The 16931-nt window shown below is 44.2% G+C and carries 13 protein-coding genes; 11 read left to right on the top strand and 2 right to left on the bottom strand.

Annotated features, from left to right (window positions below; genetic code table 11):
* Nucleotides 1–25: 25 nt before the first annotated feature.
* Nucleotides 26–694, top strand: a complete 669-nt coding sequence (locus A3729_RS16005; protein WP_068634071.1) for a hypothetical protein — start codon at nt 26–28, stop codon at nt 692–694.
* A 3-nt stretch (nt 695–697) separates the two neighbouring features.
* On the opposite strand, the gene A3729_RS16000 is transcribed toward A3729_RS16005, so the two are convergent.
* Nucleotides 698–1660, bottom strand: a complete 963-nt coding sequence (locus A3729_RS16000) for a YheT family hydrolase (protein ID WP_068510646.1) — start codon at nt 1658–1660, stop codon at nt 698–700.
* A gap of 449 nt (nt 1661–2109) precedes the next feature.
* Between A3729_RS16000 and A3729_RS15995 the strand changes: the two genes are divergently transcribed.
* Entirely contained in the window at nt 2110–3150 is a 1041-nt protein-coding gene (locus tag A3729_RS15995; protein ID WP_068507260.1) for an alpha/beta hydrolase, read from the top strand.
* Nucleotides 3151–3250: 100 nt separating this feature from the next.
* Here A3729_RS15995 and serA read toward each other — a convergent pair whose 3' ends face one another.
* Nucleotides 3251–4480 (bottom strand): phosphoglycerate dehydrogenase, encoded by a 1230-nt coding sequence (serA, locus tag A3729_RS15990; RefSeq protein WP_068507262.1) that lies wholly within the window; start codon nt 4478–4480, stop codon nt 3251–3253.
* Between the two features lie 275 nt (nt 4481–4755).
* Between serA and A3729_RS15985 the strand changes: the two genes are divergently transcribed.
* The 9 genes from A3729_RS15985 to yajC all read left to right on the top strand — a co-directional run bounded on the left by A3729_RS15985 (nt 4756) and on the right by yajC (nt 16915).
* A complete protein-coding gene (locus A3729_RS15985) occupies nt 4756–6153 on the top strand; it encodes an FAD-binding oxidoreductase (protein ID WP_068510644.1) in 1398 nt (465 codons plus the stop codon).
* Nucleotides 6154–6173: 20 nt separating this feature from the next.
* The gene (locus A3729_RS15980) at nt 6174–10151 is read left to right on the top strand and encodes an FG-GAP-like repeat-containing protein (RefSeq protein WP_068634070.1); all 3978 of its coding nucleotides are present in this window, start codon (nt 6174–6176) and stop codon (nt 10149–10151) included.
* 196 nt (nt 10152–10347) lie between these two features.
* Complete coding sequence (locus A3729_RS15975; protein WP_068510642.1) at nt 10348–11358, top strand: putative solute-binding protein; 1011 nt, start codon at nt 10348–10350, stop codon at nt 11356–11358.
* A gap of 49 nt (nt 11359–11407) precedes the next feature.
* Entirely contained in the window at nt 11408–12064 is a 657-nt protein-coding gene (locus A3729_RS15970) for a fumarylacetoacetate hydrolase family protein (protein ID WP_068553251.1), read from the top strand.
* Between the two features lie 90 nt (nt 12065–12154).
* The gene (gene prmB / locus A3729_RS15965; RefSeq protein ID WP_068510637.1) at nt 12155–13123 is read left to right on the top strand and encodes a 50S ribosomal protein L3 N(5)-glutamine methyltransferase; all 969 of its coding nucleotides are present in this window, start codon (nt 12155–12157) and stop codon (nt 13121–13123) included.
* A 58-nt stretch (nt 13124–13181) separates the two neighbouring features.
* Nucleotides 13182–14267, top strand: a complete 1086-nt coding sequence (gene aroC, locus A3729_RS15960) for a chorismate synthase (RefSeq protein WP_068634069.1) — start codon at nt 13182–13184, stop codon at nt 14265–14267.
* Nucleotides 14268–14273: 6 nt separating this feature from the next.
* Nucleotides 14274–15326: a tRNA preQ1(34) S-adenosylmethionine ribosyltransferase-isomerase QueA gene (gene queA, locus A3729_RS15955; RefSeq protein WP_068553245.1), complete on the top strand. Its 1053-nt coding sequence runs from the start codon at nt 14274–14276 to the stop codon at nt 15324–15326.
* Between the two features lie 25 nt (nt 15327–15351).
* Nucleotides 15352–16482, top strand: coding sequence for a tRNA guanosine(34) transglycosylase Tgt (gene tgt, locus A3729_RS15950; RefSeq protein WP_068510630.1), 1131 nt, complete (start codon nt 15352–15354; stop codon nt 16480–16482).
* Nucleotides 16483–16645: 163 nt separating this feature from the next.
* Nucleotides 16646–16915, top strand: a complete 270-nt coding sequence (gene yajC, locus A3729_RS15945; RefSeq protein WP_231872197.1) for a preprotein translocase subunit YajC — start codon at nt 16646–16648, stop codon at nt 16913–16915.
* Nucleotides 16916–16931: the final 16 nt, after the last annotated feature.

Raw genomic sequence — 16931 nt, 5'->3', positions numbered from 1 at the left:
GCTTATACAAGGGTAGGAGGTAATTATGTTCTTGCCCGTCTTGTCTATTGCTATTCTCGGCGCTCTGCTAATTGTTATTTCTTTCAAGTACCTGTTCCTTCGTACATGGTTCAAGGCATGGCTAAAAGCTACGCTTGCTATTCTAGCTATACTCTCTGCAATGGCCCTTCTTTACAGTTCCTGGGATTTGTACAGTTTTAAAGCACAAACTTCTGCTCAAAAGATAGCAAGCGTTGAAACATTTAGACTTGGACCTCAACGATATAATTTGGTTTTAGAGCTAAACGAACAGCCTCCTCTGCACTTTGAAATAGAAGGGGATGTGTGGCAGCTGGATGCTCGCTTGCTCGTCTGGGGAGATTTCTGGCGCTTTTTAGGGATGGAAGATGCATTTCGTTTTGACCGCTTATCTGGACGTTACCATTCAATAGATGATGAAAGAAATAAGCCCAGGACGCTGTTTAATCTTTGGCAGGCTGACAAGGGCTCAGAAAATACGCTGCCTGTGCTTAGAGATTTTAAGCAATGGCTAACTAGTTATAAGTGGCTGCCAGGGGCGAGCTTGGTTTACGGGAGTGGTACCTTTATTCCTATGAAAGACCGGGCTCGGTTTAGCGTTTATTTGAGTGAGGGTGGTTTGCAGGCTCGAGCGGAGAATGTTCAGGCACACGAGGCAATTGAGAGCTGGCTTTAAGCTTTAAAACCGGCTTAAGCGATTTAAGTATTCAATCGCACGTTCTTCTGACCAGTAGAGTCCTTCTTTGTTAAAGCCCATAAAGCCAACATGACCACCAAAACGTGGTGTTTCTAGCTCGAAGCAAGGGTTGCTCTTCGCTGCTTCATGTGGGAAACATTGCTTTGTGAGGAATGGGTCATCTAACGCGCTGATAAGTAGTGTTGGTGTATTTATCTGTTCTATATACCTGCTAGAACTCGATTTGTACCAGTATTCTTCTGCACTAGCAAAGCCGTTTAATGGTGCAGTGTAGCGCTGGTCAAAGTCGTAAAAGGTTTTCAGTTTTCTAAAACCTGTTAGGTCAACTTCTTGCGGGAAACGAAGCTTTTTTTCTTTAAGTTTTGCTTTAAGGCTGAACAGGAAATTTTTCATGTAAATTTTATTCTGTGGCAGCGCTAACTGTTTTGAGCTGCTAGTTAAATCACATGGAACAGAAAAGGTAACGGCGCCGCTGACTTCTTTGGGAACGTCTTCGGATTCGCGGCCAAGGTATAAAAGTGTCTTATTGCCACCAATGCTAAAGCCAACTAAGCAGACCTCTTCGTAACCTTGTGCTATGGCATGCTTAACAACGTATTGTAAGTCTCCTGTTTGACCGCTGTGGTATGACTGGAGCTTTCTGTTTGGTTCGCCACTGCATGAGCGGAAGTTCCAGGCAAGCACATCCCAGTTGTTCTGGAGCGCAATTTTCGCCATGCCGAGTATGTATGGACGTTTACTATGTCCTTCAAGGCCATGACTAAGCACCACAAGCCTTTTAAGAGGGCTTTGCTTGTTCTTGGCCCAATCCAGGTCGATAAAGTCTTGGTCGGGTGTTTCCAGGCGCTCACGAGTATAAAAGTCAGCTGATACCTTTCTGAAAACTGAAGGATAGACGCTCTGAAGGTGGCCATTTCTGGCCCACCAGGGAGGAAGGTATTCCATTTATTTATCACCCAGCAAAAAATATCTGGTGATTATGCGGCAAAACAGGCCGCTGTTAAATACTAAAAGTCGAGAAGCTGTTGAACGAGGAAGCCAAGCATGATGCCAGTGATGCTCATGGCCAATACGATGTCGATAAAGGTAAAAGGTTTACTTTCTTGTCTCATGATCTACTCTCTTCTTTATTTGCGACACTAATTACTCAGGTAATGAACCAGCAGCTAAGATAAGTTTGCTAGTTCACGGTAGGTCGCAATTTAAAATATCCTTGTAATGTCGTTGTGGTTATATTGTAACTAAATTATTGATGCTTTTTAGGGCTCTAATTTAAAACAATGTTAAATGTGAGTTTATGTATCTGAGCGTTTGTTAATTTTTAACAAAGCTAATAGAAACGTCTAATTGCGTCGTTTACATCTAGATACAAAGTAGTTAATTGAGGAAGTTGAATGAATTGGGATCGTGATCGCTTATTAATGGAGTTAGGTAAGTTTTCGTTTAAGTCGAAAGCTGCAGTTAAGGGGGAAATAGCGCATTACTATGACTTCTATGATATGGCTTTCTATCGTGAGTTCGACGGACTAGAGCAGCGTGCAGGTTGGCTTGATGCAAGTGACTTTCGTATCGTTATGCAAAGCTTTAAACCACTTGATGCTAAAGGTACCGTGTTTGTGTTTCATGGATACTTCGATCATGCCGGAATATATCATCACCTAATTCGCTTTTTAATAAAGTCGGGTTATGCGGTTGTTATCTATGATATGCCTGGACATGGATTATCAAGTGGCAAGCCTGCTTCAATTCAGTGTTTCCAGCAGTATCAAGAGGCGATCGATGCTTGTTTGGCGTCGTGTCGCGCTAATCTACCGCAACCATTCCACTGTGTTGGTCAGAGTACGGGCGGGGCAGTTTTGATTGACCGCTTAATGCATACTGAAACGCACGGTGAAGCTTTTGATAAGGTGGTTTTGCTCGCGCCGCTGGTGCGACCTAAAGGCTGGAGCTTTGTTAAAAAGGCTCACTCTTTGGTTAAACCGTTTTTCAAAGTGTGGCATCGCTCATTCTCACAAAATAGCGCGGATGTGAAATTCCTGAAGTTTCTGAAAGAACATGACCCCTTGCAGTCCAAGTGGTTGGCGGTTGACTGGATTAGTGCCTTACGCGATTGGGTTCCACGAATTGAAAGTGGTAAGAAGCTCAAACGAAAGGTATTGATTATTCAGGGCACTGACGACATGACAGTTGACTGGGAACACAATATCACGGTGCTAAAGAGAGTGTTTAGTGAGGTGAAAATAGCCTATCTAGAGGGTGCGCAGCATCATCTGGTAAATGAGTCGCTTCTCAAAAGGCAGAGCGTGTTTGACGCTTTGCTTAGTGAGTTTAATGCAAATTCCACGACGAGTATTGTTGAGGAAAAAAAGGCAGGCAAAAAAGTGACCAAGAAGGTAACTAAGGTTCGTAATAAAGGCTCAGCATCCAAGGCATAAGCGCTTTTCGTTAGAATTAAGTCTTAATTTAGAAGTAAAAAAGCCGCATTCAAATGAGATGCGGCTTTTTGCTTTTTGCTTTTTGCGGATCGAATTGTTTCTAGAACAGAACTCGACAACGAATCGTTCCGTTGACTGTTTTTAGCTTGTCTTTCGCTAGACCGCTGCACTCTTTATTAACATCAATTACAACATAACCCACGCCTTCGTTGGTTTGAAGGTATTGACCTAGAATGTTGATGTTGTTTTCAGATAGCACTTGGTTGATCTCGGACATAACACCCGGAATGTTCTCATGAATATGAAGAATTCTGTGGTTATCTGGGTGAGATGGTAGCGCAACCTCAGGGAAGTTAACCGAAGTGATAGAAGTACCAGTATCACTATAGGTAGCTAGCTTCTCACCAACTTCGAAACCAATGTTGGCTTGCGCTTCCATTGTGCTACCACCAACGTGAGGCGTTAGGATAACGTTATCAAACTCGCGAAGAGGAGAAATAAATTCTTCGTTGTTTGACTTAGGCTCTACAGGGAATACATCCACTGCGGCGCCCAATACTCGGCCAGACTTAAGTGCTTCACATAATGCGTCAATTACAACAACTGTTCCACGAGCTGCGTTAATGAAGATGCTGCCATCTTTCATTTGAGCAAACTGTTCTGGTCCCATCATGTCTTGTGTTGCACCGGTTTCAGGTACGTGCAGGCTGACAATATCAGACATGCCAAGCAAGTCTTCCATAGAATCAAGTTGCGTTGCATTACCCAAAGGAAGTTTGGTTACTACATCGTAGAAGTAGACCTTCATGCCCAATGATTCAGCAAGAACGCTCAACTGGCTGCCGATGCTGCCGTAGCCAACAATCCCGAGCTTTTTACCGCGAATTTCGTAGCTATTGGTAGCTGATTTTAGCCAGCCACCGCGGTGAGCAAGAGCATTCTTCTCAGGTACGCCACGAAGTAGTAGAATTGCTTCGGCAAGTACTAGTTCGGCAACACTTCGAGTATTTGAGTAAGGAGCGTTAAAAACAGCGATACCGTGTTTGGTAGCTGCTTTAAGGTCGACCTGATTGGTACCAATACAGAAACAACCAACTGCGATTAGCTTTTTAGCGGCTTGAAATACTTCCTCAGTCAATTGAGTGCGTGAACGAATACCGACGAAGTGAGCATCTGCGATCTTTTCGATCAACTCATCTTGAGCCAAAGAAGTTTTCAAATATTCAATGTTGGTATAACCTGCCTTTTTAAGTGTTTCCACAGCAGATTCATGTACACCTTCTAAAAGCAAAAACCTGATTTTACCTTTATCTAAAGACGTCGTAGTCATATTCGCAAAAAACCTTTTATCTAAGAATCAAAATACACTGTTAACAACAGATTATTTCAAGAATTTGTGTCTGGAAAAGCCGCGTATGATAACATATTCCGCTTTTTAGTCGTTCAAAATATTAAAACTCTTTTTAATTCTAGCTATATCAATTGTTTAGTTGCAATAGCTAGAATTAAATTTAACATTAAGCGCTGTTATTTCTTGCCTTTTAGCTAACTAGCCTTGGAAGTAAGAGTACAGTTATTAACAGATTTAGGTGGATTGATAAGCTTATGGCTTCGGAAACTCAGATAATTGATGCGTTAAAAGCAGTGGTAGAAGACGGGAAAGTTCGTACTGATGCGGAGACTCTAGAGTCTCATGGTAAGGATTGGACGAAAATATATGCGCCTAAGCCTCTAGCGATTGTATTCCCCAAAACAACTGAAGAAGTTCAGGCAATTGTTAAGCTAGCGAATGAGCACGAGTTTGCACTAGTACCTTCTGGCGGACGAACCGGTTTAAGTGCGGGGGCTGTGGCAAGCAATGGTGAAGTGGTCGTTTCTTTCGATTACATGAATCAGATCGTTGATTTCAGCGCCAGTGATCAGGCTGTACGTTGTCAGGCTGGTGTTGTTACACAGCAGTTGCAAAACTTCGCCGAAGAGAACGGTTTGTACTATCCGGTTGACTTTGCATCGGCCGGTTCTAGTCAGCTAGGAGGTAACCTATCGACTAATGCGGGCGGTATTAAAGTTATCAAATACGGCATGAGCCGTGATTGGGTCTTGGGTTTAACCGTGGTAACAGGTGCTGGCGAAATTCTTGAACTAAACCGAGACTTGTTGAAAAACAATACCGGATATGATTTGCGTCACTTGTTTATTGGTGCTGAAGGAACACTTGGTTTTATCACTGAAGCAACAATGAAACTAACGCGTCAACCGAACAATCTGACTGCTTTGGTTCTGGGTCTATCAGATATTGGTAACACCATGGATGTCTTGAAAGCATTCCAAGCAAAGCTGGACTTGACTGCCTATGAGTTTTTCTCGCACGAAGCGATGGGGCATGTCTTAGCGCACAACGATGTGCCTGCACCCTTTGAAACTGAAGCGCCTTTCTATGCATTGTTGGAGTTCGAATCGACGTCTGACCAGGTAATGGATGACGCAATGGCTTTATTTGAAACCTGTGTTGAAGAAGGGTGGGTTTTGGATGGTGTGATCAGCCAGAGTGAAACCCAGCTCAATAACTTATGGCGTTTGCGTGAAGGTATCTCAGAGTCGATTTCTGTGCGTACTCCGTACAAAAACGATATTTCGGTCGTGGTCTCTAAAGTTCCTGAGTTTCTAAATGAGATCAATTCAGTGGTGACTGAGCATTACCCGGATTTTGAAATTATCTGGTTTGGTCATATCGGTGATGGCAATCTGCATTTGAATATTCTTAAGCCTGAAGATTTAAGCAATGAAGAGTTCTTCTCGAAGTGCATTCAGGTAAATAAGTGGGTTTTTGATATTGTCGCAAAATACAATGGTAGTATCTCGGCAGAGCACGGCGTCGGAATGGTCAAGAAAGATTACCTGGGTTATTCGCGTTCGCCTGTTGAGATCGAAATGATGAAAGGCGTTAAGCGTGTCTTTGATCCAAAAGGCTTGATGAATCCTGGAAAGATTTTCGATCTGTAGCCTCTTTAATTAGATGGTGAATGTACGGTAATGAGAACAATATGCGGGTAGTCGATAAAAGGGGATTTCTTTGCTCTCTCATTCTGCTCGCCTTTATCTCATTGTTGTTCTTGTCCCAGTCGCGGCTTCCAGCGCTGGATGAAAAAGCTCAGATGGGCCAGCGCAACCATCTTAGTTCTCTCGCCTTTGATGTCATTTACCCGCTTAGTGCTGAGCAAGGGCATGCAGAGCGTATTCTCTATAGCTCGCTTAACTGGGCATATACCAACTGGCAAGGAATGACCTTTGGTTTTCTATTTGCTGCAGCTGTACTGACTTTAATATCTTTCCTTTCAATAAACTTGCCTAAAGTCGCAGATGGGCGAAATCCTTATAAACAAGCGTTTATTGGTGCCTTGCTCGGAACTCCTTTGGGTGTTTGCGCCAACTGTTCTACGCCCATTGCTTTTGGTTTATACCGGGGAGGCCTTCCTACTCCCACCGCTTTATCGATGCTGAGTAGTTCGCCAAGCTTTAATTTTATCGTGGTTGCGATGTCACTAAGCTTGCTGCCCATAGAGCTAGTTGCCATTAAGTACATCTTGATCGTATTTTTTGTCTTACTGGTAATTCCCTTTTTAAGTGCTCGTTTTCATGGCGAGGGTGGTAAGTTTAAAGGTAGTGGTATTGATCTCCCGCTAAATGCCTGTGCAATTACGCAACAAACTAGGGGGCTTCAGTTTGTCTTTGAATTTACCAAAGCATATTTGGGGCATTTAGGGTTTATCTTAAAAGGGGCGCTGCCTCTTATGCTTTTAGCTGGGGGGCTTGCTGCGCTTGTAGCAGAATTTGTTTCACTAGATAACTTAAATGGGTCGTGGACCTTAATAATACTAATTGTGGTGGCCTTGTGCGCTGCTTTTTTTCCGGTTCCTATTGCCTTCGATGTTGTTATCTCAGTTGGCTTGTTGGCAGCGGGGGTTGATATTGCCTATGTTGGCGCAGCCTTTTTTGCTTTAGGCGTTTTTAGTATTTATCCCGCGACGATGGTTGCACGAGATATCTCTCTGAAATTGAGCCTTGCCTTATTATTGAGTGTGTCTGTTTTAGCGTTACTGGCTGGTCTGACCGTCAGCGCATATACCGAGCAATCACAGGGCGCTAAGTTGCTATCGGTAACAGAAAAACTATCTCAGCTAGCGATGACTAATGATGCGGCTGAAAAGGAAGCAATAGAGCTTCACGGTTTACCGGAATATTCGGCACGCCCCCTGATGCGAAAAGCTGCCCGTGCCTGCCATGTTCTTGGTGAGTCTCGTCAGTATGACTGCTTTGAACGCTTCGTTGTTGAGCTATTATCGAAGCAATTTAGTGCGAGTGCCTGTGATTATCTGGAGGATGCAGCGAGCTATCGCCAGCGCTGTATGGAGGCATTTGATTATCTTAAAGTCAGGAAAGGCGCCTTAACAAACGAAAGTGTGGATCAGTGTAATAGTTTACCTACGCAATATAGGCAGCGCTGTCGTTATGACTATTTTTTCGAGAAGACACTTGAGCAACAAAGCTTATCGCCATGCTTGTCTTTAAATTCTCAAGAAGGTCAGCGCCAGTGTTTAGTTGAGAGCTTAGCGCTAAATACAGAACTTTATCCGGGCTATGCGCTATGCGCTTCACTTGAAGGTTCTGGAGCCGTAGAAGATTTGACGGCATTTTGCCTCAATGAACATAAGCTTATACGTCAGAATATATTGCTAGTACAGCAAGGAGACTTGAATGCTTGTTCAGGTTTGGAAAGCTCAGTCGCTGTGCAGCGATGTCAGGCGCTGCTAATCAATCACAAGCTAGAGCAGGGTGCAGATAAGTCATTCTGCACGCAGTTGAATGAGCCTGTTATTAAAGCGGCATGCGACGACTTTTCACGTTACTTTCAGGGCATCAATGTCGGTGATTCAGAAGCGTGCTCACTGATTAGTAATACAGCTCTTAAAGCACGATGTAACGAAGAGGCGATTCAAGCTTATTTAGCAGAGCTATTGTCAGATCTGAGCTATCAGTATTTAAATGAACAGCATGATCAGCTTGCGGGAGCGTTGCATAGTGAAGGTGAAGAGGTAGAGGCCTTACTAGCGAAAACCAAAGGGCTAGATTTAGTCGATACGCACCATCTTAAGTCGGAGCTTGGTCGGGACTTTGTGCTTAAGTCTTACGCTTTAAAAGGCCAAAATAGCGATGATTCTGTTGTTGGCTTTGAGCAGACTAAAGCCGCTTCTATTGGTCTGGAAAGTGCGCCTGCGATGAAAGCTGTCGAATTATTTGAGCCCTTCAGCTATGGCCGGGGTATTGCAACGGGGGATACGAACCAGGATCTATGGCCAGACCTGGCAATTGCTTATTCCGACCGCATACGACTTTATCAGAATATGGGGGGGCGCTTTGCTAAGCGAAAAACGCTAGAGTTTGGAAGTGAACTAAGCCCAGTATTGGTCAGTTTTGTTGATTTGGATGCAGATAGCTATCCTGACTTGTTTGTGTCGTTTTATGGTGCTGGTAATAGAATCTATTGGAACCAGGGCGGTAGCTTTGATCAAGGTCGCTATCAGGAGCTGATGCTTGAAAACAGTCAACTAGTGATGTCAGCGGCATTTCAGGATGTTGATCAGGATGGTGATATTGATATGGCTTTGGGTAGCTGGTTTGCTGGCGACTTAAGACATTTTAATCCGCACCGTTCCCAAAATTATTATATTGAGAATGCTGCCATCAAGAAGCATTCATCCAATAATACTCGCCGAGATTTTAAGCCACATGCATTACCTGGAGCGCAAGGGGAGACCTTGTCAGTACTTTTCTCGGATATTGATCGAGATGGTAAGCCGGAGTTGCTCGTGGGAAATGATATGGATGCCCCCGATATTATATATCGCTGGAAATCGGGGCGTTTCCAAGTAGCTAAAGCCGATAGTAACCTGCCAGCTTACAGTGCATTTAACACGATGAGTATCGCCAGTGGCGACCTCAATCGAGACCAGCTAATTGATTACTTTAGTGTTGATATGTCTTTTGGCCAAGAGGGTGGTTTGGACTATTGTCAGCAGGCTGGCATTGCAGACTTACAGGCGTGTAGAGCTTTGCTTTCACTTGATCAGGCTGTCAAATCTGGGCAAGTTGGTACCTGTCAATATTTGGCTGAGAGCAAGAGAAAACAAGACTGTCTTCAGGCGCAGCTTATTCAACTGGCCAGGCAATCAAGGCAAGACGATATTTGTAGTCTCATGACTCAGGAAAACAAAGTGGCTGAGTCTTTATGCCGAGCTGCCAGTAAAGTAATTCCCCCAAAGCAAGCTATCAACTATTCACTATACCCTAAGGGTGTTCAGCGCAATGTCTTGTCTATGTCCTCGATGGGCGGCTGGCAAGAACTTGCTGAAGACTGGGCTGTATCAGAAAGTTATTGGAGTTGGCACAGCAAGATAGCAGACTTGAATAATGATGGCTGGAACGATATTTATGTTGGCAACGGTTATATGTTTGGTGGAGCAGGGCGGCGTACCCAGACCAATGTTTTGTATATGAATAAGCATGGCGAAGGAATGTACCGAGCAGAAGCGGAAATGGGCTTGGAAGATTATCTAAATACCCCGAGCTTTGTGACGGTTGATTTTGACCGGGATGGTGATCTCGATATCATCTCCCAACGAGTTGCTGCCGACCATGGCGTCTTCATCAATCAGACTCGAGAGCCGGGTATATTGATCGATCTAAGACTTAATGGGCAAACGGTATTGGGCTCCAGCGTGCAATTGCTCGGTCATTCTCTTGAAGATGAAAGCGCGGCGCAGTTATCTCAGCAAGTTCTTGGAGGTGGTTTTCTTAGTTTTGATGAGCCTCTTGCTCATTTTGGTATGGCAGAAAAACAAAGCTATCAGCAGCTTCAGATAAAGTGGCTCAGTGGTAGCAGAGAAAAACTAGATTTCCTCTTTCTCCCTGCGCGTTATTACCTAATCGAGTTTGATAAGTAGCGATTCTAGAACAGTCTATTCCGGTTGAGTGCATGACTAATTGTTCCAAATTAGGTGAAAATCACAGTGTCTGAAATTGAAATGTGAATAATATTCAGATACTGTCTCGTTCTCGGTTTTTTGCTGTTCCATTTTGTCGTTCAAATTTCTGGATGGGTAAAGACCTTGTTCTATTGAAAATAATAAAGGAAGTACCATGAGTTCACGAATAACCCGACTATTCTTCTTTACGCTGATACTTGTCGCAAGCGCTCTGCCAGCGAATGCCAGTAATTTAACGCCGGTTAAATTTTGTGTCTGGGACCCTGTTGGTGCTAATGGGCCGTTTATTTCTTTTTTGAAGGAAACAAAGCTCAAGGCAATAAGTTGGGGGATTGATTTGCAAATGGAAGCCTATACGGATGAGAAAGTTGCTTCGAATGACTTCCGTTCAGGCGAATGCAGTGCCGTTTTATTAACCAATATTCTAGCAAAAGACTTCGTGCCTTTTACCGGGGCTTTTGGTGCTCCAGGCGCTATTCGTACTTTAAAAGAATTGAAAACATTGTCGAAATCCTTATCGAGTAAGAAAGCAGAGAAGTTGATTTCCAATGGCAAGTACCAGATGGCTGGGTTGTTTCCAATTGGCGAGATTTATACCTTTGTTCGAGATAAGAGTAATGTGGATATATCAGCAATTAGCGGCAAAAAAGTGTCTATTTTGAATGCTGATGTAGCCAGTGAGCGATTTGCCCAAGTGGTTGGTGCATCGCCGGTACACACTTCGTTGGCTACTTGGGGTGGGCAATTCAATAATGGCAACGTTGACGTAATGTTTGCGCCCGCGTTGGCTTACAACACGTTTGAGTTATACAAAGGTTTGGGCGAAACTGGCGGAATTGTTGACTTCAATATTCTTTATGCTGTGATGGAAATGGTCGTCAATACTGAAACAGCCCCAGCAAATTTTGCTCACAATATGCGCCAGCATGCGCTATCTCGATTTAATGAACTCGAGAATACAGTTAAGCAGGCACACAGTGAAATTCCACAGAAGTACTGGGTGAGTCTCGATGATGTAAGAAAGTCAGAGTATGAAAACCTTTCTAAGAAGATTCGTTTAGCCTTAAGAGATGAAAAAGCCTACGACGCAAAAGCTATCTCAATATTGTGGAAGATCCGTTGTAAATTTAATCCATCTGCGACAGAATGCGCGACTCCGGAGTAGTTGCGCAGAACACTGCTCCTAGAGACCTTGTAGCTTAGTAGGAGTAGTGATGCCTTATACAGCAAAATTTGTTGATGGAAGTTTATTCGAATCACCTATCACAAAAGTCGTTTGTGTCGGGCGTAATTACGCAGAACATGCCAAAGAGCTTAATAACCCCATACCTTCTGAGCCGATTCTGTTTATTAAACCAGGGTCGGCTGTCGTCTCTTTAAGTGAACCTTTCACTATTCCAGACACAGATTGCCACTATGAGGCAGAGATTGCCGTATTGATCGGAGAGACGCTATCTAATGCAAATGCCGAACAAGCGGAGCAAGGAATTGAAGGCTTAGGTTTGGCGCTTGATCTAACGCGGCGTGAGCTGCAGTCAAAGTTGAAAGAAAAATCCCACCCTTGGGAAGTCGCCAAAAGCTTTGATGGTGCTTGCCCGCTCAGTGAATTTGTTCCGTTAGGGAACTGTACAGCCTTAAACCAGCTTGAGTTTACCTTGAGTATCAATGGAGAGTTGCGACAGCATGGTAAGAGTAGCGATATGTTGAACCCGATCGCGCCACTTATTGCGCATATGAGTACCTTTTTCACGCTCAACCCAGGTGACGTTGTTCTTACCGGAACGCCGAAGGGGGTGGGGCAGCTACACAAAGGGGATCAGTTGTCGCTAAAGTTTGGCAAGAATTTAGCTTTTGATACTAAGGCAATCTAAATTTAGCTGCTGACTTCGGTGTCTCCCATTCCCCCAGCTGCCGATTCTCTATATAATTGCGGGCTTTTTCGATATTAGGAATTAGCCCGCGTGCCTCAGACTCAAACCCGTTCTTCTGAACTTGCTAGCAGTGCATCAAGTAGTGAGTCAAATTTGCAGACGATAGCTGATTTTATTCGTTACACTTTTTCGAGTTTGAATCGTGAACAGGTTTATTGTGGCCATGGTACTGACAACAACTGGGATGAGGCAGTCAGCCTGGTTCTTCAGTTATTAGATCTGCCTTGGGATTTTTCGACTGAACTATGGTCTTGTCGTCTGGCAGACGAAGAGAAGGCGCTTATCTTAGATGCGATTAAGCGCAGAACAAAAGGCCGAGAGCCACTGGCTTATATCACCAAACAAGCTTGGTTTTGTGGTTTGCGCTTCAATGTCGATGAGCGAGTGCTCATACCTCGCTCTCCGATTGCCGAACTCATCGGGCATCATATGGAACCTTGGCTATTAAATGAGCCTGAGCGAGTGCTTGATTTATGTACCGGAAGTGGTTGCATCGGCATCGCTGCCGCTTTGGAGTTTGAAGAGGCGCAGGTGGATTTGTTTGATATATCAGTCGATGCCCTGGCCGTGGCAAAGTCGAATATTGAATTGTATGAATTAAATGACCGGGTTCAGGCGTTTTCCTCTGATCTTTTCAGTGCTTTGAGCGATCCTTCGCAGTTCTCGGATGGTGAACATGTTCGTTACGATTTAATTTTGTCGAATCCGCCTTATGTTGATCAAAATGATTTTGACAGCATGCCCGAAGAGTATAGTGCTGAGCCTGTGTTAGGCTTGGTTGCAGGGCCTGACGGGCTGGATATTGTCAGACGAATTCTATCGGAAGGTGCGAAGCACTTAAGCGATGATGGCTTAATGATTGTTGAGGTTGGAAATAGTTGGGAAGCGCTAGAAGAGGCTTATCCTGATTTTCCCTTTACTTGGGTTGAGTTCGAACAGGGTGGGCACGGCGTGTTTGTGATTCGCGCACAAGAATTAAGAAACTACCCTTGGGTATAGAATTGAATATTATTGTTGAACGCTCAAAAGCGTTTAACTAGAGAAAGAGGCAGATAGTATGTCGGGTAATACGTTTGGAAAGCTTTTTACAGTCACTTCTTTTGGTGAGAGCCATGGAAAAGCGATAGGCTGTATTGTTGATGGTTGCCCTCCGGGGATAGAGCTTAGTGAAGAAGATTTACAGGTCGACCTGGATCGTCGGAAGCCGGGCACATCGCGCTACACTACGCAGCGTAAAGAGGCTGATGAAGTTGAGATCCTCTCTGGTATCTTTGAGGGGAAAACAACGGGTACGCCCATAGGTTTGTTGATTAAGAATACGGATCAGCGCTCAAAAGATTACTCGAATATCGCAACGACCTTTAGACCAGCGCATGCTGATTATGCTTACAACCAGAAATATGGCTTCAGGGATTACCGCGGGGGCGGTCGTTCTTCTGCTCGAGAAACAGCAATGCGTGTTGCAGCGGGTGCTATCGCCAAGAAATACTTGAAGCAATCGTTTGGTATTGAAATCAACGGTTACCTGTCTCAGCTGGGTCCAATTAAAGTTGAAAAAGTGGATATGTCTATCGTCAATGACAATCCATTTTTCTGCCCTGATGCCGGTAAAGTCGGTGAGATGGAAGATTATATGAAAGCGCTGAATAAAGAGGGTAACTCTATTGGCGCGAAAATTTCTGTTGTTGCACGCAATGTACCACCTGGTTTGGGTGAGCCAATCTTTGACCGGCTAGATGCCGAGCTGGCGCATGCCTTTATGAGTATCAATGCCGTAAAAGGTGTGGAAATTGGTGCAGGTTTTGATTGTATTGAGCAAAAGGGCACAGAGCATAGAGACGAGATGACGCCGGAAGGGTTTCTTTCGAATCACGCGGGCGGTGTCTTAGGCGGTATTTCAACAGGGCAGGATATTGTTGCGCATATGGCTTTGAAGCCGACCTCAAGCATTCATTTGCCGGGTAAAAGTATCGATACAGCAGGCAATCAGATTGAAGTATCAACCAAAGGCCGTCACGACCCATGCGTGGGTATTCGTGCTACGCCCATTGCTGAAGCGATGATGGCAATGGTTTTGTTGGATCACCTAATGCGCCATCGTGCTCAAAATGCTGACGTTGTCTGTGAAACACCGAGAATCTAAGACGGTATGAAAGTTTCTGATTTTGATTTTGACTTGCCGCCCGAGCTAATTGCTAACTACCCGACAGAAGAGCGAAGCCAAAGCCGTTTGTTGGTGGTCGAAGGTAGTGAGGGGAAACTAGCTCATCGATCCTTTGCTGATGTTTATGAGCTGGTTAATGAAAACGACTTACTGGTATTCAATGATACCAAGGTTGTTCCAGCGCGTTTGTTTGCGAAGAAAGAAAGTGGCGGCAAACTGGAAATTCTTTTTGAGCGAATGATTGATAGTCATACGTTTTTAGCGCATGTCAGGTCTAGCCGTTCCCCTAAAGAAGGTAGCAAGATTCTTGTTGATACCGACGATGGTAGCACGCAAGTAATCGAAATGAAGGGGCGACAGAATGCACTGTTTATTCTTGAGACCGAGTCTTTAGAGGTTTTTGATCTGCTTGAAAAGTACGGCCACATTCCTTTACCTCCGTATATTGAGCGTGGTGATGAGGATATGGATCAGGATCGTTATCAAACTGTCTATGCCGATAAGCCAGGCGCGGCAGCAGCGCCTACGGCAGGCTTGCACTTTGATGATGAGCTTATTGAAAGGCTTAAAGCAAAAGGCGTTGATACAGCTTTTGTTACCTTGCATGTTGGTGCTGGAACCTTCCAGCCAGTAAAGGTTGACGATATTAAAGACCACGAAATGCATTCGGAATGGATTGAAGTGACTCAAGACGTGGTTGATAAAGTGACTGCGACTCGTCGAAAAGGTGGTCGTGTTATTTGCGTCGGCACAACTAGTGTTCGTAGTCTTGAATCTGCCAGCCAGTCAGGCGAGCTTAAGGCTTTTACCGGTGATACTGAGATATTTATTTTCCCAGGTTATGAGTTTAAAAGTGTCGATGCACTGATTACTAACTTTCATTTGCCGAAATCGACCCTATTAATGTTGGTATCTGCATTTTCAGGCCAGGCAAATATCTTAAATGCTTATGAGCAGGCTGTTGCAAATAAGTATCGCTTTTTCAGTTATGGTGATGCGATGTTTCTAAATCCCTCTAGCGGGAATATTTCGGAGTAATACATTGAGTGAATCGAATTGTTGTATGTCCTTTAAGGTCAGCCAGACAGATGGCTTGGCTCGACGTGGAGAAATTGACTTTCCACGTGGGAAAATACAGACCCCTGCGTTTATGCCGGTTGGCACTTACGGTACGGTAAAAGGCATGCTACCTAAGGATATCGAAGAGATTGGCGCGGATATTATTCTCGGAAATACTTTTCATCTAATGCTAAGACCGGGCACCGACATTGTTGAGAAACATGGTACTTTGCATGACTTTATCCAATGGGATAAACCAATTCTGACTGATTCTGGAGGTTTTCAGGTTTTTAGCCTCGGAGATATGCGTAAGATCAGCGAGAAGGGTGTAACATTCAAGTCCCCTATCAATGGTTCTAAAGTAGAGCTGACGCCTGAAATCTCAATGGAAGTTCAGCGTAAGCTTGGTTCAGATATCGTTATGATTTTTGACGAATGTACGCCTTACCCTGCAACGGAAGAAGAAGCACGTAGTTCAATGGAGCTATCGATGCGCTGGGCTGAACGTAGTAAACAGGCTCACGGTGATAACCCTTCAGCTTTATTTGGCATTGTGCAGGGCGGAATGTATGAGCACTTGCGTGATGAAAGCCTGGAAGGCTTAGCCAATATTGGCTTCGATGGTTATGCCATTGGTGGCTTATCTGTTGGTGAACCGAAAGAAGAAATGATGAAGGTGCTTGATCATATCGGCTATAAAATGCCTGAAGATAAGCCTCGTTATTTAATGGGAGTAGGGAAGCCTGAAGACTTGGTTGAGTCTGTTCGTCGCGGTATCGATATGTTTGACTGCGTAATGCCGACAAGAAATGCTCGCAACGGCCATTTGTTTACTTCAACGGGTGTTATCAAGATAAGAAATTCAGCTCATAAAGAAGACCCATCTCCGCTCGATGAACAATGTGACTGCTATACCTGTAAGAACTTTAGTCGTAGCTATCTTCATCATTTAGATAAGTGTAAAGAGATGCTAGGCGCGCAACTCAACACAATTCATAACCTAAGATATTATCAGAACTTAATGAGTGGATTGCGTCAGGCCATCGAACAAGGTAAATTGTCGGCCTTTGTTGATACCTTCTATGCCCAAAGAGGCGAAACAACACCAGAATTAACAGCTGGCGCAGCAGAATAAAGTGTTGCTCAGTTAAAAAATTTTACTGCTAACTATTAGAACTAAACAAGGGGAACCCTTAATGAAATTAATCGCTAAAATTGGTCTGTTTCTGACTTTCTGCATGTACTCTGCGCTTAGCCTGGCTGAAGGCGCGCCTGTTTCACCTCAAGGCCCAAGTGCAATGATGCAGTTGGTATTCTTTGGTGGCTTTATCCTGATTTTTTACTTCTTGATGTGGAGGCCACAGTCAAAGCGTGCCAAAGAGCATAGAAATCTGGTTTCTGAATTAAGCAAAGGTGACGAGATTGTGACGAATGGCGGTATCGCTGGTAAGGTCACAAAAGTTTCAGAAGAGTTTGTTAAGGTTGAAGTTTCTGAGGGTGTTGAAATGAACATTCAGAAAGTAGCAGTTGCCTCAGCATTACCAAAAGGCACCTTAAAAGGTATCTAAATCAGTGTTAGTCGCT

Source organism: Oleiphilus sp. HI0043 (assembly GCF_001634935.1).
Note: the sequence above shows the minus strand (reverse complement) of the source record. Positions and strands in the feature narration are given on the sequence as shown.

Coding starts and splice junctions, on each gene's coding strand:
- A3729_RS16000 (WP_068510646.1), bottom strand. CDS start 1,660: ATGGAATACCTTCCTCCCTGGTGGGCCAGAAATGGCCACCTTCAGAGC.
- A3729_RS16005 (WP_068634071.1), top strand. CDS start 26: ATGTTCTTGCCCGTCTTGTCTATTGCTATTCTCGGCGCTCTGCTAATT.
- A3729_RS15980 (WP_068634070.1), top strand. CDS start 6,174: ATGTACGGTAATGAGAACAATATGCGGGTAGTCGATAAAAGGGGATTT.
- aroC (WP_068634069.1), top strand. CDS start 13,182: ATGTCGGGTAATACGTTTGGAAAGCTTTTTACAGTCACTTCTTTTGGT.
- queA (WP_068553245.1), top strand. CDS start 14,274: ATGAAAGTTTCTGATTTTGATTTTGACTTGCCGCCCGAGCTAATTGCT.
- A3729_RS15995 (WP_068507260.1), top strand. CDS start 2,110: ATGAATTGGGATCGTGATCGCTTATTAATGGAGTTAGGTAAGTTTTCG.
- A3729_RS15975 (WP_068510642.1), top strand. CDS start 10,348: ATGAGTTCACGAATAACCCGACTATTCTTCTTTACGCTGATACTTGTC.
- tgt (WP_068510630.1), top strand. CDS start 15,352: ATGTCCTTTAAGGTCAGCCAGACAGATGGCTTGGCTCGACGTGGAGAA.
- yajC (WP_231872197.1), top strand. CDS start 16,646: ATGATGCAGTTGGTATTCTTTGGTGGCTTTATCCTGATTTTTTACTTC.
- serA (WP_068507262.1), bottom strand. CDS start 4,480: ATGACTACGACGTCTTTAGATAAAGGTAAAATCAGGTTTTTGCTTTTA.
- A3729_RS15970 (WP_068553251.1), top strand. CDS start 11,408: ATGCCTTATACAGCAAAATTTGTTGATGGAAGTTTATTCGAATCACCT.
- A3729_RS15985 (WP_068510644.1), top strand. CDS start 4,756: ATGGCTTCGGAAACTCAGATAATTGATGCGTTAAAAGCAGTGGTAGAA.